13 protein-coding genes are annotated in these 19492 nt (G+C 41.4%); 7 read left to right on the forward strand and 6 right to left on the reverse strand.

The features are described 5' to 3' along the window. Positions 1 to 19: 19 nt before the first annotated feature. From DFQ04_RS10705 to DFQ04_RS10720, 4 genes are all read right to left on the reverse strand, one after another. Positions 20 to 1315, reverse strand: a complete 1296-nt coding sequence (locus DFQ04_RS10705; protein ID WP_133555630.1) for a Zn-dependent hydrolase — start codon at positions 1313 to 1315, stop codon at positions 20 to 22. 67 nt (positions 1316 to 1382) lie between these two features. Beyond that, positions 1383 to 2381 (reverse strand): acyl-ACP desaturase, encoded by a 999-nt coding sequence (locus DFQ04_RS10710; RefSeq protein WP_133555632.1) that lies wholly within the window; start codon positions 2379 to 2381, stop codon positions 1383 to 1385. A gap of 187 nt (positions 2382 to 2568) precedes the next feature. Beyond that, on the reverse strand, positions 2569 to 3447 hold the full coding sequence (locus DFQ04_RS10715; protein ID WP_133555634.1) for an SMP-30/gluconolactonase/LRE family protein: 879 nt from the start codon (positions 3445 to 3447) through the stop codon (positions 2569 to 2571). 8 nt (positions 3448 to 3455) lie between these two features. Next, on the reverse strand, positions 3456 to 5180 hold the full coding sequence (locus DFQ04_RS10720; protein WP_243739665.1) for a hypothetical protein: 1725 nt from the start codon (positions 5178 to 5180) through the stop codon (positions 3456 to 3458). A 166-nt stretch (positions 5181 to 5346) separates the two neighbouring features. Here DFQ04_RS10720 and DFQ04_RS10725 point away from each other — a divergent pair, with 166 nt between their 5' ends. The 4 genes from DFQ04_RS10725 to DFQ04_RS10740 all read left to right on the forward strand — a co-directional run bounded on the left by DFQ04_RS10725 (position 5347) and on the right by DFQ04_RS10740 (position 12149). Next, a complete protein-coding gene (locus tag DFQ04_RS10725) occupies positions 5347 to 6597 on the forward strand; it encodes a dipeptidase (protein WP_133555636.1) in 1251 nt (416 codons plus the stop codon). A gap of 46 nt (positions 6598 to 6643) precedes the next feature. Further along, on the forward strand, positions 6644 to 7147 hold the full coding sequence (locus DFQ04_RS10730) for a hypothetical protein (RefSeq protein ID WP_133555638.1): 504 nt from the start codon (positions 6644 to 6646) through the stop codon (positions 7145 to 7147). A 245-nt stretch (positions 7148 to 7392) separates the two neighbouring features. Then, a complete protein-coding gene (locus DFQ04_RS10735) occupies positions 7393 to 10734 on the forward strand; it encodes a DUF1553 domain-containing protein (RefSeq protein ID WP_243739666.1) in 3342 nt (1113 codons plus the stop codon). A gap of 2 nt (positions 10735 to 10736) precedes the next feature. After that, the gene (locus DFQ04_RS10740; RefSeq protein WP_133555640.1) at positions 10737 to 12149 is read left to right on the forward strand and encodes a DUF1501 domain-containing protein; all 1413 of its coding nucleotides are present in this window, start codon (positions 10737 to 10739) and stop codon (positions 12147 to 12149) included. A 5-nt stretch (positions 12150 to 12154) separates the two neighbouring features. Here the strand turns inward: DFQ04_RS10740 and DFQ04_RS10745 are convergent, their stop codons facing one another. Further along, positions 12155 to 13675, reverse strand: coding sequence for an FG-GAP repeat domain-containing protein (locus DFQ04_RS10745; RefSeq protein ID WP_166637303.1), 1521 nt, complete (start codon positions 13673 to 13675; stop codon positions 12155 to 12157). Positions 13676 to 13815: 140 nt separating this feature from the next. Here DFQ04_RS10745 and DFQ04_RS10750 point away from each other — a divergent pair, with 140 nt between their 5' ends. From DFQ04_RS10750 to DFQ04_RS10760, 3 genes are all read left to right on the forward strand, one after another. Further along, complete coding sequence (locus DFQ04_RS10750; protein ID WP_133555644.1) at positions 13816 to 15264, forward strand: c-type cytochrome domain-containing protein; 1449 nt, start codon at positions 13816 to 13818, stop codon at positions 15262 to 15264. A 189-nt stretch (positions 15265 to 15453) separates the two neighbouring features. Further along, positions 15454 to 18072 carry an ATP-dependent chaperone ClpB gene (gene clpB, locus DFQ04_RS10755; protein ID WP_133555646.1) on the forward strand — a complete coding sequence of 873 codons (2619 nt, stop codon included), beginning with the start codon at positions 15454 to 15456 and terminating at the stop codon, positions 18070 to 18072. A gap of 104 nt (positions 18073 to 18176) precedes the next feature. Next, positions 18177 to 18749: a pyridoxamine 5'-phosphate oxidase family protein gene (locus DFQ04_RS10760; protein WP_133555648.1), complete on the forward strand. Its 573-nt coding sequence runs from the start codon at positions 18177 to 18179 to the stop codon at positions 18747 to 18749. On the opposite strand, the gene DFQ04_RS10765 is transcribed toward DFQ04_RS10760, so the two are convergent. Further along, positions 18750 to 19472: a carboxypeptidase-like regulatory domain-containing protein gene (locus DFQ04_RS10765; RefSeq protein WP_133555650.1), complete on the reverse strand. Its 723-nt coding sequence runs from the start codon at positions 19470 to 19472 to the stop codon at positions 18750 to 18752. Positions 19473 to 19492 lie beyond the last annotated feature (20 nt).

Genomic DNA, 19492 nt, shown 5'->3' on the forward strand with positions numbered 1-19492 from the left:
TATTGGTTGGTTAGGTTGATTACTTAGTATACAAGCGATCTAGGGCCAAAATCGTTCCTAGGAGCACGTTAGCGCCATTAGCAATGTCTTGTTTGGAAGAGAATTCTTCCGGGGCATGACTGATTCCATTTTTACTGGGAATAAAAATCATCCCCATGGGTGCAATCCTTGCCATTTCTTGGGCATCATGCCCTGCTCCGCTTGGGAGACTTTTGGTGCTGAATCCCAATTTTTCTGCCTCTGTCTTAATTACTTCCCTAATCTTTGAATCCGCAATTGCCGGAGTACTGGCTACATCGATATGTTGAATGGAAATCTCGGTCTGGGATGCAGAAGCCAGTTCTTTCGCCTTTTTTTCTAAGGCTTGGTATATCATCCATATTTTCTCCGAAGACAAATCCCGCAACTCTAGGTTGAGTTTAACCTCTCCCGGAATTACATTCCCAGCTCCCGGAAAAGCCTGAATTTTTCCCACAGTTCCCACCTGTCTTCCCTCATAGCTTTTTACAGTTTCGTTTACTGCCAAAATAAAACTTGCCGCTGGAAGCATCGGATCGTTTCGCATATTCATAGGTGTTGTACCCGCATGGTTGGCTTTTCCTTTGAAAGTAAATTCCCACCATTCGATGGCTACAATTCCCTCTACGACGCCAATGTCCAGATTTTCGCGGTCTAAATTTCCTCCTTGCTCGATATGAAGCTCCAAGAATGCTGTAAGGTCGCCGGGATTTCTTTTCACCTCTTGAATCCGGTCAGGATTTCCGCCAAGTAGTTTAATGCCTTCATATTGAGTTAATCCGCTTGAACTGGTCACCTGAAGTGCATCTTTGCTCAGGGAGCCGACCAGGGCACGACTTCCAATCACGCCACCTTCCTCATTGGGAAAAATGATAACCTCCAAAGGATGGTCTGTGAAAAGCCTTCTTTCGCTTAGGGTTTTTACCACCTCTATCGCACTCATAGACCCGACGGGGCCATCGTAATCTCCTCCGTTTGGAACCTCATCAATGTGGGAGCCAAATGCGATTGGTTTTAGATTGGGATTTCTACCTTGTTTTCTTCCGATGATATTTCCCGCAAAATCCACACTTACCTCCATGCCTGCCTCTTCCATTAGGCCTTTCACATATTCTCTTGCTTCCATATCGTATTTCGAATAGGCAACGCGGTCAGATCCTCCTTGAGCATTTTTTCCAAAAGTTGCCAAGGTAATTAAGGATTGATGCAAACGATCAGGGTTGATTTTGATTTCTTGGGCTGAAAGGGTCGTGAGGGAGAAAATAGAGAAAAGAATAGAAGGAATGATTTTATTCATTTTTCAAGGGTAAGATGATTGCTTATAGTTACAAAAAAAGTCCCTCTTTTGGAGGGACTGGAAGGTCTTATTTTAACCAGGCGAGTTTTACTTCGTCCGGAGCTTTCATCCGGTCGGCAAGTCTCATGTATCGATCTGCCAAATTGGATAAATAGTCCTGGGCTTTTGCAGCCATATCATTGAGGCCTGTCAGGGCTTCAATTTTCCAGATTTCAACCAAATGTTGAATAATTCTAGCATAATCCCAACCGGTGTAGATTCCGACTTTTTGGGTGATTTCAGAGAAATCTTTGTAAAGATTTGGTCTATTTCCTCCTTCTCCCATCAAAACCGCAGGCATGACGATTTGCTTTCTCATCATTTTATCAAATGCCATAATTGCTCCATTTGGATCAATTTCGAAGATTCTTGACATAAATGACTTATAGGCTTTCTCGTGACGAGCTTCGTCACCGGCGATGGTTTTGCAAATTTTGGAAAGTACATGATCCCCTGCCTTGTCTGCCAATTTTCCGGTATTTACATGGGAAATTTTGGTTGCTCTTTCTTGGAAAGAGGTATAAATCATCGCCTGATAAGGATCAGATTCAGATTTTGGATCAAAACCGTTAGAAATTAGGCGGTGAATGGTGCGTTCTACTGCAGCCATATCCACCCTTCCTGTCAGGTAAAGGTATTTGTTCAATAAATCGCCGTGTCTGTTTTCCTCCGCGGTCCAAGCCTTGGACCATCTCACCCATCCTGAAGGAGAAAGCAAGCTTCTTTCGTCATTGATTCCTTCTAAAAGGTTGAAATAGGTTTGATAGGATGGAAGAGCCTCTTCCGTAATCATGTTGCCTACCAAGGAGGTTAGAACAGTGTCAGGGATCCCCTCTGCACGTTTTTGTAGAAGTTTTACTTCTTCAAAAACTTCTGGATTTCTAAAATCCGGAAGAAAATCAGAAGGCTGCCAGCACTCGTCTGGATCCACAAGTACATTATCTACTGCATGCCCTACCAAGTCATCTAATTGAGAGATGACCTCCATGTTCTTTTCTAATTCGTAATTAATTTCACCTGACTTCATTGAGAAATGGATTTGACCAGATGGGTTACTCCTGGGAATTGTTTGTAATTAATTCTTAAATGTACTGACAATTCCGCGCATTAGTGCCAGAAAAACTCTTTTTCGGGTTTGGGTTTCCATGAAAGGTCAAAATCTGTAGAAATAGAAAAGCCTCCGAGAGGAGGCTTTTTCTTCATGATCTTTTGAATTAATAATCTAGCTTGTAAGCAGCCACCTTGTTTTTAAAAAAGGTGGGTACGTAGACGATTTTTTCGGCAGCATTGTATCCGATATCCGCTGTATTGGATTCGATAGCCTTGGTATCTAGCATTAAGGTTTGGGTAGAGTCATTGGCGAACCAAATTTCTCCCTGCCATCTTGAAGCCACAAAATTTCCATCTCCTAGAATAATCAGGCCGTCACCACCAGTCACAGCGGAATTGATTAGGGTGGTGGTTCCATCGGCATTCCACTTTTTCAAGCCAGAAGCGTCCAATCCGAGAATTGTTCCGTCAGTGCTCACGGCGATGCCATTGATTGACTCATTTCCTTCAGAGATAGTAGTTATTCCGCCATCAGCATAAGCGTGAACTTTACCGGTATTCATGTCCGTGAAATAAACCTTACCCTCGTGGGCGGCAACATCATTTAGGAATTGAGCTCCTTCTACTTTCCATTTGTTGGAGATTTTTGCAGTAGCGATATCAATTTCCACGAATTCATCAATGTCTGTGACATACAGTTTACCATTCGAAATAGCCATCCCTTTTGGCGCATTAAGGCCGCTTACCCATGAGGCATTAATGATTTTCCCATCCTTTGAAATAATTCCAATGGAGCCTTTGCCGTCTTTTCCAAGTGGATCTTGGCCTTCAATATTTGAAACATAAATGGTCCCAGTGGCGTCATCAAACAAAACAGATTCGTTGGTCATCAAGGAATCCGCGGTTTCCCATAACAGGGTTAAACTTGGGGTTTTTACTTCCGCTACTTCTTCTACCACTTCCTCAGTTTTTTGAGGAGCACATTGAGAGAAAACGAGAGTAGCTGATAAACCTAGTAGTGCAAATTTGAGGTTGGTTTTCATAGTTTGTATTATTTAGTAATAGTCCAATTTTTCATGTTAAAGTTGGAAGGGGCTGATTTTGCAAATCTATCCTCAATTTCATCCAAATACATCGTATTGTATCGAAGTCTAGAGATGTAGTTTGGTTGAGTTGGATCTCCATTCCAGCAATGTTCTGCCCGATCTCCATAAGCTACTTCACCGTCATAGTAAGGATTGCCAGTGCCTTCTAAGAATTCTTCCGTGAGGTAAACCGCATTATTGAGGTAATAGTTGTCCATGTCTCCGCAATAAATGTGGATTTTACCTTCCAGCTTTTTCCCTAAAGTTTCCCAATCCCGCTCCATTATGTAGCTCAGGTCGAAATTTTCTTTCCAATAAGCGGCGACCTCAGAATCAATTTCCCCTGAATATTTATCCCAGATGGGTTTGGGGTATCCGTCTTCCCCAGAAGGGGAATAAACAGCCTGCCAGATGTCAAACTGATCTCCTGATCGGGATTTATCTCCACCGATTGCCAGTTCCCGATGATTCATATCCCTGACCATGGCATCGATATGTCCCAAATAATTCCTATGGCCTGGACGCAGAGTCTTTCTGAATTCTCCTTCTTTAAAATAGGCGTTTTTGTCCTCATAAATATTCACAGAGGTAAAGGCCCGAAAATCTATCGGGTCTGGGCAAGCCGCAAAACAACCATTGTATTCATCAGGATAAAATACCTGAACAGCTAAGGCCTCCCAGCCACCAGTTGAGCCTCCATATAAAAATCTAGCCCATCCTTCTCCGATCCCTCTGAATTCCTTTTCGATATGGGGAATAAGTTCATAAGTAATCGCATCCCCATAAGGACCCAGATTCGCGGAATTCACCGCATAGCTATCGTCGTAATAAGGGTTGGCATGCTGGATTTCAATGATAATGAATCGCTTAAAATCTGGTGAAATCCACTTTTGGTAGAAATCATAGGCTTCTTGTTGCTGGATTTTAGCATAGCCATAGATCCCAAATCTTGCACTGTAATCGTCAGTAGGAAGGTTGGGGTCTGGAGGGGAAGTTCTGAATCCACCAAAATCACTTGGGAAATGCCCATGGTATATCATGAGTGGATAATACTGATTTGGATTTTCCTCAAATCCCTCTGGCAACAATACATGGGCTCCTAGATACATATCTCTTCCCCAAAATGCGCTGAGCTTTTCAGATTTGATCTTGATATGCTTGATATACTCCGTATCAGCAGGCTCTTCGACTGGAGGGATAATCTTATCAATGGTGAGAGAAATTCCCTGATCTTTTTTCCATTCAATTTTTTGAGGTAGGGAATAGATGTTTTTTGGCGCTCTGGCCCATTGACGACCTTCTCCTTGATCCATCGGGAGTTTTACTGTATGTCCATCTGACCGGACAAAGGTTTCATGCTTCTGAATAAAGGCCTGCACATTGTAGGTGCCCTCTGGTAAATTGACCAAACTATCAATCGGATATCCAAAGCTGGAGGGGTCAAAAACGAGGGTGCTTCCTGCTTCATAGTTTTCAAAGTCCATTCCGAAAACCTGATTGGTTTCCACATTGTCATTGATGCCGAACCGGGGTTCAGTTTCCATATTTTTGGAGAAAATCAGGAGCAATCTACCATCGGATAATTCTTCTTGAAGTACCGGGTCTATGCTGATTTCTATGCTTCCTGGCTGGTTAGATTGACAGGCCCAAAGCAGTAGGACAAATAAAAAAGGGATTAGTGACTTCATCATAGTTGCTGGCTTTATATTCCCTCAATTTACCCAAAGCCTGAGGAATTATGGTGAATTTGGTTGAAATAAAGCCCGCAGTTTTTGATTTTCTCAGCTTTTTCCGTCCATGGATATTTTTTTTCATCCAGAGAAAAAGACTTTATCTTTCACTTTAAACCCCAACCCGATGAAAAAAATAGTGATGCTTTTTGCGCTTTCGGCAGTCTTTGCCTGTGCTTCAGAAAAGGAAGAAACAATTGATTATACCCAAATGAGTGATGAGGAGCGGCTTAAAGCAGCTACCGAAATTGCTCAGTCCACGATCATGGTAGATGGACACGTGGATCTACCATACCGAATGAAAGTCGGCGGCTTTACGCTCCAAAGAGAAATTTTAGATGTTTCGGTGAGAACTCCCGATGGGAATTTTGACTATCCAAGATCGAAGGAGGGAGGCTTAGATGCTCCTTTTATGTCAATCTATATTCCAGCTGGAAATCAAAAAACACCAGGGGCTTCAAAGGCTTTGGCGGATTCACTGATTCTAATGACCGAGCGCCTTGCAGCTACCTTTCCAGATAAGTTTGCTATGGCCTATAGTACAGCAGATATTGAGGCTAACTTTTCCAAGGGCTTGATTTCTCTGCCTATGGGAATGGAAAATGGAGCAGGAATAGAGGATGACCTGGCCAATGTGGAGTATTTTCATAAAAGAGGAATCAGGTACATTACCCTAACCCATGGCACGGATAATTTGATTGGCGATGCCAGTTACGATACTACGGGTACACATGGAGGATTAAGTGAATTTGGAAAACAAGTCGTGGCTGAAATGAACCGAGTGGGGATTATGGTGGATTTGAGTCACGTGTCAGATAATACCTTCCGGGATGCCTTGGCTATCACCAAAGTTCCTGTGATTGCATCCCACTCCTCAGTTAGAAAATTTACTCCGGGTTTTGAAAGAAACATGAGTGATGAGCTGATCCAAGCTATGGCCAAGAATGGAGGAGTGATGATGATTAATTTTGGGGGAACTTTTATTGATTCTGCCTATGCTGCTGGCGCTACTAAGGTAAGAGAGCATATCGTGAATTGGCTTGCAGAGAATAATTTGAGCAGAAGAGATTCTGCAGCCCAAGCCTATATCCAGGAATATTCTGAGAAGAATAACCCTTTCCCGACAGTTCAACGCGTGGCAGATCACATTGACCATGTGAAAAATCTGGTAGGGATTGACTACGTGGGCTTGGGGTCAGATTTTGACGGCGTGGGGGATTCTCTGCCAACTGGCTTAAAGGATGTTTCTATGTATCCAAATTTGATTGCTGAACTATTGAAGAGAGGGTATTCCAAAGAAGACATTGAAAAGATCTGCTATAAGAATGTATTCAGGGTTTGGAGGGCAGTGGAGGAATATTCAGAAATGGAGAAGTAGTAAATCGAAAAATTGAATTATTTTTACTCGACAAAAAAATGATCAAATGATAAAGTCTCTTTTAGCAATTACTTCATTCTTGCTAGTTACCTTCCATTCCTTCTCACAAAGCCAAGGAGCAGAGAGTATTTTTGCCTCAGGTATTCAAGGATGTTATTTGGATTATTATATCAGTTTTCATGAAAGAGGAGCATTAGAGGTTCCTGATGGTGAGCATGAGACTGTTCTGGTTGTAATTAACCAAGGGAAAAGTGAGTGTTATATGGCTAAGGCTAATGTAAAAGACGGAAAGTTAGTTGCTCCAGTTTCAATTCAGAAGTCAGATGGCACTTATGTTCCAATTTCAAGAATTTACAGAGCATTAGATCAGGACTGGTTGGAAAATCAAGACCAAGAATCCTTATATTCTATTTCTGATGGGATGACTCAAATCTTTCAAACACAGGATAAATATTTCCTAAGAATGTTTTTTCATACATTTATTCAGCCAGATCATGGAGGTAACAAGAGAGCACCCTCAGCAAAAGATCTTTTAAAAGGAGGAAAATAATCTAGAATTTATATTGGATAAGCCCTGCAAAAAAGCAGGGCTTTTTTTGTGAATAAAGATTTTGTTCAATTCCAAAAGCAAGTCGCTATATCCAAACTCGGAAATCGTGTTTTTAAGAATTTTAAAAAATAAATCATTGAAAATCATTTCCTTATTTTTTGGGCTAAGGCATTTGGCTTTGCTTAATACAAAATAAGAAATTGAATTTTTTTAAGTATCTTATTGGACTTTTACCCAAAATCCTAATGAGAACTTTTGCTTTTTCTTTGTTTAAATCCCCAATTGTACCGGGTCTACTTTTTTTTATGGGAAGCTTGATTTGGGTTTCCTGCAAACCCGAAATGCCAGAACAAGTGGAGGTAGAATATGCCTTGCTTCCAGATCAGGTTGATTACAATTTCCATGTCAAGCCAATTTTAGCAGATCGATGCTATTCCTGTCATGGACCTGATGAAGGTTCTCGAAAAGCAAATCTCCGTTTGGATATCGAGGAGGAGGCATTTTCCAAATTGGCTTCCGGTAATTACGCATTTGTAAAAGGCAGTCTCTCTAAAAGTGAAGTTTACCATAGGTTGGTTAGTGAGGATCCGGAATACATCATGCCTCCGCCTGAATCCAATCTTTCACTCACCCCAAGAGAAATTGCCTTGATTGTCAAATGGATTGAGCAGGGCTCTACTTGGAAGCCTCACTGGTCTTTTTTAAAGGTGGAAAAACCTGAGGTTCCTGATGCTCCAAAGGACTGGAAATCCGTGAACCCAATTGATAATTTTATTCAAGCCGAGCTTGTAAGGCAAGGGCTTTCTCCTAACCCAGAAGCGGATAAAGAGCGGTTAATTCGGAGAGTAACCATAGACTTAACTGGCCTGCCGCCAACCATTGAAGAAATCGATGCGTTTTTAAAAGACAATTCACCAAATGCTTACGAAAAAGTTGTTGATCGATTGCTGAAAAGCCCAGCCCATGCTGAAAGATTGACTATGGAATGGCTAGATGTAGCTCGATATGCAGATTCTCATGGGGTGTCATTTGATGGGTATCGAGAGATGTGGCCATATCGAGATTGGGTAATTGATGCTTTCCGACGAAATATTCCCTACTCTGATTTCATTACCAAACAGGTAGCGGGGGATTTATTACCCAACCCTTCCGTCCAGGATAAGCTAGCAACAGCATTTTATCGACTTAATCCCATGGAAGCTTCAGCAGGGTCAATAAACGAGGAATACAGAGTAGAATATGTTGCTGAAAGAACGGCAACCACGGGTACAGCCTTCCTTGGTTTGACTGTGGGCTGTGCACGATGCCATGACCATAAGTTCGATCCGATCAGCCAGAAGAATTTCTTTCAGCTTTCCGCATTTTTTAACAGTGTTGATGAATTTGGATTGGGGCCGACAGACCTTAATCGAGCTCCAACTCTTCTCCTTTTTGAAGAAAATAAAAAAAGGCAACTGGATTCATTAAATCGTCTTATTCAAGTAAATGAGGACTTGTTGGATAAAGTGCAAGTTTCTCAAATAAAGGACTATGTCAAGGACCTTTCAGCCAATCAAAAAGTAAACGGTCAGGTTGGATACTTTCCTTTTGAATCATTTGAAAAGATTAAGCGAAAGAAAAAAGAAAGAAATCCCTTTGCGGAAGAAATGGCAGCCGAATACAAGCTGAAATCAGCTAAAGAAAAAGCCAAAATAGACTCCCTGAAAAAAGCCAAAAAGCCAGAATTTGAAGAAGTCTTAATTCTAGATAAAAACAAAATTTCCGAGGCTACCTTAGGGATTAGTTTGGTGGATGGACAGAAAGGAAGGGGATTACTCTTTGATGACGATTATGATTATGTAAGCCTGAACAAGGTTGGATTAATTGAAAATTATGATCCTTTGAGTATAAGTCTTTGGATCAACCCCATAAAGGAGGAAGCTAAACACATAAAGACTTTGGTGGGGAATAGTCAAGATTTTGGAGGGCATTATCGGGGTTGGGAGTTTGCCTTGGATTCAGGAAATCACTTATCTCTCCGATTGATTCACAGACTTCCGGATGAATACATTGAAGTAATCACCGAAACATCCGTTCCTCAAGAAAAATGGACCCAAGTTGGCTTCACCTATGATGGAAGTCTGAAGGCCGAGGGAGTAATTATTTTTATAAACGGGCAAGCTCAAAAAACAAAGACTTCATTTAATGATTTAGCAAGGAGCATTCTCCCTATTGATAATTACACTGCAAAAGTTGACACCATACCCCTAAGACTTGGAAAGAGTTTCAGGGAATTCAGTTTTGATCCTGGGATTTTCAAGGGAATGATGGATGAGCTTAGGGTCTTTGACCGAAAGCTTACTCAATTGGAGATGGCAGTTGTAGCAAATCAACTACCGGCACCCATTTCTTCAAACCTCTCTTCCGAATACAATAAATCCCTGAATCCAGAAGCCATCCTATTGGAGAAAAAACTCCTGACATTGCGCAAGGAAAGAACCTCCTTGGTTTCTAATACCCAAGAGGTAATGGTTATGGAAGACTTGCCAAGCCCAAGAAAAACATATCTTTTGAGTAGGGGAGTTTACAATCAATATTTGGAGGAGGTGGAGCCAAGTACTCCACAAAATGTTTTACCATTTCCTGAAGAATATCCAAAAAACAGGCTTGGACTGGCCATGTGGCTGGTCAATGAAGACAATCCTTTGACTTCTAGGGTTCTTATCAATAGGTATTGGCAAATGGTTTTTGGTACGGGAATAGTCAAAACCTCAGGTGATTTTGGGATTCAGGGCGACTTGCCTTCACATCCTGAATTATTGGATTGGCTGGCTGGTGAATTTATCGATAGCGGTTGGGACCTGAGAAAAATGCTCAAACTGATGGTCATGTCAGCTACCTATAGACAATCCTCATTTACAGATAAGGAAAAATATGAAGCAGATCCGGATAACCGGTATTATGCCAGAGCGAGCAGTTACAGGTTGCCAGCTGAAATTATACGGGATAATGCTTTGGCCTCAAGTGGGATTTTAAAGACAAAATTAGGAGGGCCAAGTACGAAGCCTTACCAACCTGAGGGATTGTGGGAGGAACTGGGGGATTTTTCTTATCAACTTCACAAGTACAAGCCAGACAGCGGAGCAAACTTGCACCGAAGAAGTTTATACACATTTACCCGACGGTTTTCTCCAGACCCATTCATGACAACCTTCGATGCAGGAAATCGGGAAATCTGCATTACCAGAAGAGTGAATACCAATACTCCTTTGCAGGCCCTGAATTTGTTAAATGACCCTCAATTTGTGGAGGCTTCGAGATGTCTTTCAGAGCGGGTATTAAAAGAAAAAACTACTCTGGAAGAACAGCTGACCTTGAGTTTCAGGCTAAGCACAGGTTTGACTCCAAGTCCCCAGCTTTTGACGATTCTAAAAGACCACTATCAGAGTGCCATTAGTCAATTTAAAGAGAATCCCAATTTGGCTGATTCTTTATTGGCAGTAGGGGAAATCCCTCGAGATAAGAGCTTGGATAAAATCCAAACCGCTGCACTTACCGTTGTGGCGAACTCAATTTTAAATTTTGACGAAACATATATGAAAAGGTAATTATGGGACACGATCACATTCATTTGCCTTTGACAAGGAGAGAGTTTTTGACCAAGACCACGCTCGGGATTGGAGCGGTATCTCTTGCCTCTTTGTTGAATCCAAGCTCACTTTTTGCTTTGGGTAACAAGCCACACTTTGTCCCAAAAGCTAAGCGAATCATTTACTTGTACATGGCAGGAGCTCCGTCTCAGCTAGATCTTTTTGATTATAAACCTCAACTGATCAAACGAAATGGACAAAATCTTCCATCAAGTGTTTTAGGCGATCGAGTGACTGGGACAGTTTCAACACAGAACTCTTTGCCAATGGTTGGGACACGCTGGAATTTTAAACAGCATGGCTCCAGTGGTATGTGGATGAGTGATTTGATGCCACATATGTCCAAAATCACCGACGAATTGTGTAAAATCCAGTCCATGTACACTGCCTCTGTGCAGCACGAACCTGCCCAGATGTTTACCAATACTGGGTCTGAACTACCAGGAAGACCATCTTTTGGTTCATGGATCAGCTATGGATTAGGATCGGATAATGAAAATCTACCTGCCTTTATTGTATTGAAAACTGAAGGTCTAGAGGGTGGATTCGCTGGTCTATATTCCAGTGCATTTTTACCGGCAGAGCACCAAGGTGTCCGTTTTAGAGGAGGAAAAGATCCTGTTCTTTTTCTTAATAACCCTCCTGGGGTAACCGAAGAGGCCCGAAAAGAGCAATTAGCTTATTTGAAAAAGATGCAGGAAGGAGCCTTTGATTTTTGGGAAGATCCGGCAATAAAGGCAAAAATGGCCCAATATGAAATGGCTTTCCGAATGCAGACTTCAGTTCCTGAAGTAATGGATACCAAGGGAGAGCCAGATTACATCTATGAGCAATACGGTGAGGATAGCAAGAAGCCAGGAACTTTTGCAAGTAATTGTCTTCTGGCCAGAAGATTGGCTGAGCGGGGAGTCAAGTTTATCCAGGTTTATCATGGAGGCTGGGATCATCATAATAATTTGCCCAAACAAATTGGAAAGCGTGCAAAAGAGACCGATCAAGCTAGTGCAGCCCTAATCATGGACCTCAAACAAAGAGGTTTATTAGAGGATACGTTAGTCGTTTGGGGCGGGGAGTTTGGTAGGACCTGCTTTTCACAAGGACAATTAACAGCTGAAAATTTTGGTAGGGATCACCATCCTGATGCCTATACCATGCTATTGGCCGGAGCTGGAGTGAGGCGAGGCTTGACTTACGGACAAACGGATGAGTTTGGATATCATGTAGTGGAAAACCCCGTTCATGTTCATGATTTAAACGCCACCTTGTTATACTTAATGGGTTTGGATCACGAGAGGCTAACTTACAAGTTCCAGGGAAGAAGGTTTAGACTAACCGATGTGGAAGGCCATGTAGTCAAAGGAGTCTTGAGTTAAAAAGCTCATTCAACTTGAATTGAAATGCAGGTTTGATTTCCTGCAGCATCGATGGAGCAAAGACTTATTTCCTTTGAAATATCTTTTTGTGGAATTCTGACTTTCCAAAGATATTCCCCATACCATGACATTGGCCACTGGTTTTCCCCAATTAATACATATACGGATTGCCAATCTTGAGGCATCGAGGGACTTTTGTTATCGTGAATTCTAGCTTTGATTGCTATTTCATCTGACCCGACTTTATCTACTTTGTAATGGGAAATAATTGGTTTGGCTGTATCTCTTGGGATATTTTTCCCCATAAAAATTCTTTCTTCAATTATTTCCTCACCTTCTCCCTGCCCCATAATGATATCCATCCTTTGATCATTATCTAGATCTGCTAATACCAAGGAAAGTGTATGAGGTGTTGGGTCTCCTGACAAAATAGACTGTCTTAGAGAAAAATTCCCCTTCCCATCATTGATTAGCAACCTATCCTCTCCGGTGAGTGAGCTCAATAAAAAATCTGGATCACCATCCGAGTCAAAATCCAAGAAAACCACGTTGTTGTCATCTTCTCCTATGTTTTCTTGGTCTGGCCAATTTGCGGAGGAGACGTCAATAAATCTTTTGGCACTATCATTTAAGAAAAGATGCTCTCGTCTGGACCAAGAGTTTCCGCCTACAATTTCTCCATCATTTACAGTCACAAGATCTAGAAACCCATCTCCATTTACGTCCATGGGCTCAAATTCATAATTATTGGTATAGGCAGGAAATCTTCTCACATCCTTAAAATTCCCCTTCCCATCATTCATAAATAACCTGCTTGTGCCGCACATTTTACAGGAAACCACAATGTCAAGGTCAAAATCATTATCAAAATCCAAAAACTCCAGATCCCAGGAAAACTGAATCAATTTTTCAGGCATCTGAGATGAAGTGACATCTGTGAAAACCGCATTTCCATCATTAAGCCAAAGTAAGGTTCGACCTCCGTTATTTTCCATGTTTGAGCCTGGTCCCCAATTTGCCAGTATGATATCCAAATCCCCATCATCATCCACATCTCCGAATTCTAAATCTCCCACGCTTGCCAAAATCTTAGGAAAGTGGGTCTCCGTGGCCCTTTTAAATTTCCCATTTCCTTCACCTAAATAGATTTCAGATTGATTTTGAAAAGTATTTCCAACCACTATATCAGGAAATCCATCTTGATTGAGGTCTCTAACCTTAATTACCCTTGCATAGAATTTACTTTCTCCGAAAATTTCATTCGTCACTTCCTTGAAAGCTTGATTTGGACCTTGGTTCAGAAAAACCCGACTCGATTCCAGAGTTCCGGGTTCTGAATAATCTCCTCCATTGGCAAAAATTAAATCTATGAGCTGATCCCCATTAAGGTCGGCAGCCTCTACACGATTGGTCCATTCAGCTGTTTGGGGCAAATATTTTTCCGTTTCATCAATCCATAAAAACGAATCGGTGTTGTTTTCCTGGTTCTCAATTTTTTCTCCTGAACAAGAAAAAAGTAGTGCCAAAAGGACAAGAGGGAGGCTTTTGTATTTTGAATTAAAAAAGATCACTGGAATAATATTTTGAATAAATATGAAATAATAGAATAGTGTTTGGATATTTCTAAGTTACAAATGTTAACTTTAATAAAGTCCAAAATGCATTTATGAATATTCTTTTGCAGTCAGATTCGACTTTATTTTTTGGTCGATTTCATTCCCTTATAGTTCACCTTCCCATAGGATTTTTGATTTTAGGCGCAGCTTTTTTTCTGTTATCATATTTCAAAAAGTATAATTTTCTAATTAAAGCGCTTCCTATTATCCTAACTCTCGGAGCCATAAGTGCTTTGTTTTCAGTGATCATTGGGTTCTTATTAGCTGAGGAAGGAGGATATCCGGAGCAAACTCTGTTTTGGCATCGATGGATGGGAATTGCAGTTGCTTTGGGTTCATTTGGTGCACTCTATTTCGTGGGAAAAGTTTTGAGACATGAAAGTCCAGAAACGAATTCAATTCACCTTCAAAAAGAGAAAAAAAGGATAGGGTTGATTTTGGGAAGCTTGGTTTTACTCATTTCTGTCACAGGGCATTTGGGAGGTACGCTAACTCATGGGGAAAACTATCTTGTTGAATATGCTCCAGAATTCTTGAAAAATTTGATCACAAATGGGGAAGGAGAAAATTCAAAATCTCCGATGCCTTCCGACCCTGATTCAACATTGGTTTTTCAACATATTCTCATTCCGGCTATTACTCAAAAGTGTGCAAGTTGCCATAATGAGAGCGAGAAAAAGGGTGGCTTGGATTTGAGCAGTTTTGAAGCTATGCAGCTGGGGGGAGATAATGGATCGGTTTTCGAGAAAGGTAGTCCTCATTTGAGCGAGTTATTTACTCGGGTTACTTTGGATCCATCGAGTCGAAAATACATGCCTCCGAAGGGAGATCCTTTATCCTTTTCTGAAATAACCTTACTTAGCTTTTGGATTGAAAACGGAATGCCTCTGGACCTTTCTGTCACGAGTGATGAGATCCCGGAAAATATCAAATTGCTGATTCAGGAGGCTTATCAGGTTTCGACTCAGAAAAAGCCGTATTACGAAAAAGTAAAAGTTGATCCGGTGACTGAGGAGGTTCTAAACTCAATTCGAGAAAATGGATTTAAGGTAGAAGCGATATCAGAAGAGAATAATTTGCTGGAAGTAGTAGCAAAGGGAAAACTGACTCAGGAAAACATCACTTCGCTTCAAGCAATTCAAGGACAAATCACCTGGTTGGATCTCGGGGAAAGTGGAATTGAGGATTCTTGGCTTTCTTCTTTTGACCAATTCTCTAACCTCACTCGATTAGTATTGGATAACAACTCCATCACCGATAAGGCAATGATTCCTTTAGGTAAACTGGAGCATTTGGAATCTATCAATCTTTACAATACTTCGGTTGGTGATTCAGGATTGAAAATTTTACTTACCCCCAAAAGTTTAAAAAGAATCTATCTCTGGAATACCAAAGTAAGCCAAGAAGTCGTGGATTCACTTATCAAGGAACACCCGGGATTACTTATTGATATGGGTGTAGCTATTACAGCCAAAGAATCAGAAAAGCCTACCAAATAGGCCAGGTGCTTAGTATCATTCTATTGCCTCATTCCTGCTTGGCTAAAATTAGACTTTAAGAGAATTTCCCTGTCAAAAATTCCATTTTCTTCATTTTTGAACTGATTTATCGGCCATTTTGGCTTAAAAAACGCCTTGGCGAAGCTTTTGATCCATGGAGATCAGACTACTAAACCACTAACAATCGACATGGATTTCAAGCAATTTACTATCAAATCTCAGGAGGCCATACAAAAAGCCGCTGAGTTGGCAATGGCCTCTGGCCAGCCGAATATTGAGACTGCTCATTTGCTGAAAGGGATTTTCTCTGAGGACGAAAATGTCACTGATTTCCTCTTCAAAAAATTAGGAGTCAATAAGCAATTGATCACACAGAAGCTTGATGGGCAGCTGGAAAAACTCCCCAAAGTAAGTGGGGGAAATCAGCAACCCTATCTTTCCAATGCTGCAAATCAGGTTTTGACCAAGGCAAAAGACCATCTAAAAACCTTTGGTGATGAATATGTTGCCATAGAGCATTTGCTTTTGGCAATTTTAGCGGGAAGTGATTCAACCTCCCAACTACTCAAAGATCAGGGGCTTTCTGAAAAGCCTTTGATTGAAGCAATCAAGGAACTAAGAAAAGGAAATAAAGTGACCGATCCCAACGCAGAAAGCAAATACAGAGCTTTGGAAAAGTATTCCAAAAATCTAAATGAACTCGCCAAAAAAGGGAAAATAGACCCAGTAATAGGACGAGATGAAGAGATCAGGCGCGTGTTGCAGATTTTGGCAAGACGGACAAAAAATAACCCTATCCTTTTGGGTGAACCAGGGGTGGGAAAAACAGCCATTGTGGAGGGACTTGCCCAGCGAATCGTTTCGGGTGACGTACCCGAAAATCTTAAATCCAAGACCTTAATTTCTTTGGATATGGGACTTTTGGTAGCAGGTGCCAAATACAAAGGGGAATTTGAGGAGCGTTTGAAGGCTGTGATTAAGGAAGTGACCGACTCTGATGGAGAGATTATTCTCTTCATTGATGAGATCCATACCCTGATCGGAGCCGGAGGCGGAGGAGAGGGAGCTATGGATGCCGCAAACTTGCTCAAGCCAGCTTTGGCCAGAGGGGAATTGCATGCTATCGGAGCTACCACCTTGAAGGAATACCAAAAGTATATCGAAAAGGATAAAGCCTTGGAAAGACGTTTTCAGGCTGTAATTGTGGATGAGCCGGATGCGGCTGATGCCATTTCCATTCTTCGAGGGATTAAGGATAAATACGAATTGCACCACGGGGTGAGAATCAAGGATGACGCGGTTATTGCTGCGGTTGAGCTTTCTCAGCGTTACATTTCTGATCGATTTCTTCCAGACAAAGCAATTGACTTGATGGATGAGGCTGCAGCTAAATTGAGAATGGAGATTGACTCTCTACCTCAGGAGCTTGACGAACTCAACCGTCGGATCATGCAGTTGGAAATCGAAAGGGAAGCGATTCGAAGAGAAAATAATAAGGATAAGGAAGTGGTGCTTAGTAAAGAAATCGCGGAATTATCCGAAAAAAGGCAATCCGTGAAGGCTAAATGGGAAAGCGAAAAAGCAGTCATCATGGGCATTCAGCGGGAGAAAGAGAGTATTGAAAAGCTTAAGCTGGAGGCCGAACAAGCTGAGCGAGCCGGGGATTTTGGCAAAGTAGCCGAGATTCGATACGGGAAAATTGTGGAGGCGGAAAAGAAATTGGAATCCTTCAAATCTCAATTGGCGGAAATGCAGGCAGGTTCTCCTTTGCTCAAAGAAGAAGTCGATCAGGAAGATATCGCAGCAGTGGTATCCAAATGGACAGGAATTCCTTTGAGTAAAATGATTCAATCCGAACGTGAAAAATTACTTCACTTGGAAGATGAATTAGGAAAGCGGGTAGCCGGACAAAAAGAGGCTATTTCAGCACTTTCTGATGCGGTAAGAAGAAGCCGAGCAGGACTTCAAGATCCCAAGCGCCCGATTGGTAGTTTTATCTTCATGGGTACTACCGGGGTTGGTAAGACCGAATTGGCAAAGGCTTTGGCCGAATATCTCTTCAATGACGAGAATGCCATGGTCAGAATCGATATGTCTGAGTACCAAGAAAGGCATTCCGTAAGCCGATTGGTGGGAGCGCCTCCAGGCTATGTCGGGTATGATGAAGGTGGACAATTGACTGAAGCCGTTCGAAGAAGACCATATTCTGTGGTTTTATTGGACGAAATCGAAAAGGCTCACCCAGATGTCTTTAATATCCTGCTTCAGGTTTTGGATGATGGACGATTAACCGACAACAAAGGTCGAATCGCCAACTTCAAAAACACCATCATTATCCTGACTACCAATATCGGCTCTCACCTGATTCAGGAGCGATTTGCCGAGATGGAAGACTGGAACAAGGATGAGGTGATGGAAAAGACTAAATCAGAAGTCTATGATTTGTTGAAAAAATCTGTTCGACCAGAATTTCTCAACAGAATAGACGAGGTGATCATGTTTGAACCTTTGACCAAAGCTGTGACCAGAAAAATTGTGGATATTCAGTGGAGAGAGATTCAAAAGCGATTGGCTGAGGCTAATATTGAAATTGAAGCCACTCCGGAAGTTCTCGATTATTTGGGCAAGGTCGGGTTTGATCCTCAGTTTGGGGCCAGACCTTTGAAGCGAACTATGCAGCGACTGATTTTGAATGAGCTTTCCAAGCAAATTCTCTCAGGATATATCAAAAGTGACTCTGCAGTTTTGGTGGATTTGGATGCTGAAAAGCAGGTTTATTTCAAAAATGTGGATACCATAGAGGTTTAAATCAACTCTCAAAAATTTTAAGTTGAGTAAACCCCTGAAGTCTTTTGGCTTCAGGGGTTTTGTTTTTTTAAAACAGGTGAGATGAAATTCGGTTAGAGAAGTGTATGCTGATTGATTCCAAAAATACCATTTCTGAAATCTGGGACACCCTAGCTCATGAGCTTTATCGAGGAGCGCTTGATCCCAAACATCCCTTTCGATACCTGAATTTGGGGACTATGGGAGAAGAATTTCCGGAAGTAAGAACGGTGGTTTTGAGAAAAGTGGATCAGGACCTCAATTTTTACATTTTCACCGATTCAAGATCAGAGAAAATCAAATCCCTTGAGGAAAACCCCAAAGTTGCCCTTCATTTCTATCATCCTCAAAAACGGGTTCAGATTCGGATTCAGTCAGAAACTGAAATTCACCATCAAGATGAATTAGCAAAAGACCTTTGGAAGCGAGTGCAAGGCGAAGCCCAAAAGGCTTATGCTTCTATTTTACCTCCCGGAAAAGAAATCGAAAATCCCGAGCAAGCCTGGGACTGGCCTGATGCTATCGATGATCAGAATTTCACGGTTTTGAAGTTTATTCCACAAACTCTAGAAGTCTTACAGTTAAATGGATTGACACATCTACGGCTTAGATTTTCTAAAGAGGGAAAGGACTGGAAAGGTACATGGTTGGTTCCCTAATCAGGCTGAGTTCTGATTTCCCTGATTTTTAAAATAGGAAATTAATTGTCCCCAGAAGGACTTTTTGGGAGTAATCAAACCATAGGGACCTAAGACACTATCGTGTTCTTTAAGAAATATATCTCCCAAATTGGGGTTGTCTTTCTTCAAATTAACCTTTTTCAATTCCGTTTGGTATCCGACAAAAGAAATAAGTAGCGTGATTCTATTTTTGGCTATAGAATCTGGGATGACCAATTCAAATTCTCCTTTCAGGTTTGTATGGACTCCAATGGTAGTACCCTTAATAAGGATAGTCGTGGTGGGAAGTGCCTGTTTGTCCTCACCAGAGAATACTCGACCTTTTAAGACTTTACTAATACTAGACCCCTTTTTTGGAAAGTAATTTTCTAAAGAAATTTCTGTCTTAGTGGGATCCAAAAATCCCTGATTTACTCCGGAGGAAGGAAGACTAAATCCTAGGATTCCAAGGGCAGTAACTATCCAAAAAAGTCCAAGCTTCTTTGTTTTCTGGGGTTCGGATAGATCGAAAACCTGAGATTTTTTAAAAATCCCGCAACTCTTACTTGGGTTTTCAGTAATGAATTCCAATACTTCCTGTTGATTCATCTTTCGAAAATCCACTACCTCCTTCTGGCAAGCCTGACAAAATCCTCCAAGATTACTTGGGGTGAAGTTTTTAGGGTTTTGGGAACAGGGAGATGGAATTCTAATTTGAGTCATATCCTAAAATAAAAAAATAT

Source organism: Algoriphagus boseongensis, from assembly GCF_004362805.1.
Taxonomy (GTDB): Bacteria; Bacteroidota; Bacteroidia; order Cytophagales; family Cyclobacteriaceae; genus Algoriphagus; species Algoriphagus boseongensis.

Coding starts and splice junctions, on each gene's coding strand:
- DFQ04_RS10705 (WP_133555630.1), bottom strand. CDS start 1,315: ATGAATAAAATCATTCCTTCTATTCTTTTCTCTATTTTCTCCCTCACG.
- DFQ04_RS10710 (WP_133555632.1), bottom strand. CDS start 2,381: ATGAAGTCAGGTGAAATTAATTACGAATTAGAAAAGAACATGGAGGTC.
- DFQ04_RS10715 (WP_133555634.1), bottom strand. CDS start 3,447: ATGAAAACCAACCTCAAATTTGCACTACTAGGTTTATCAGCTACTCTC.
- DFQ04_RS10720 (WP_243739665.1), bottom strand. CDS start 5,180: ATGATGAAGTCACTAATCCCTTTTTTATTTGTCCTACTGCTTTGGGCC.
- DFQ04_RS10725 (WP_133555636.1), top strand. CDS start 5,347: ATGAAAAAAATAGTGATGCTTTTTGCGCTTTCGGCAGTCTTTGCCTGT.
- DFQ04_RS10730 (WP_133555638.1), top strand. CDS start 6,644: ATGATAAAGTCTCTTTTAGCAATTACTTCATTCTTGCTAGTTACCTTC.
- DFQ04_RS10735 (WP_243739666.1), top strand. CDS start 7,393: ATGAGAACTTTTGCTTTTTCTTTGTTTAAATCCCCAATTGTACCGGGT.
- DFQ04_RS10740 (WP_133555640.1), top strand. CDS start 10,737: ATGGGACACGATCACATTCATTTGCCTTTGACAAGGAGAGAGTTTTTG.
- DFQ04_RS10750 (WP_133555644.1), top strand. CDS start 13,816: ATGAATATTCTTTTGCAGTCAGATTCGACTTTATTTTTTGGTCGATTT.
- clpB (WP_133555646.1), top strand. CDS start 15,454: ATGGATTTCAAGCAATTTACTATCAAATCTCAGGAGGCCATACAAAAA.
- DFQ04_RS10760 (WP_133555648.1), top strand. CDS start 18,177: ATGCTGATTGATTCCAAAAATACCATTTCTGAAATCTGGGACACCCTA.
- DFQ04_RS10765 (WP_133555650.1), bottom strand. CDS start 19,472: ATGACTCAAATTAGAATTCCATCTCCCTGTTCCCAAAACCCTAAAAAC.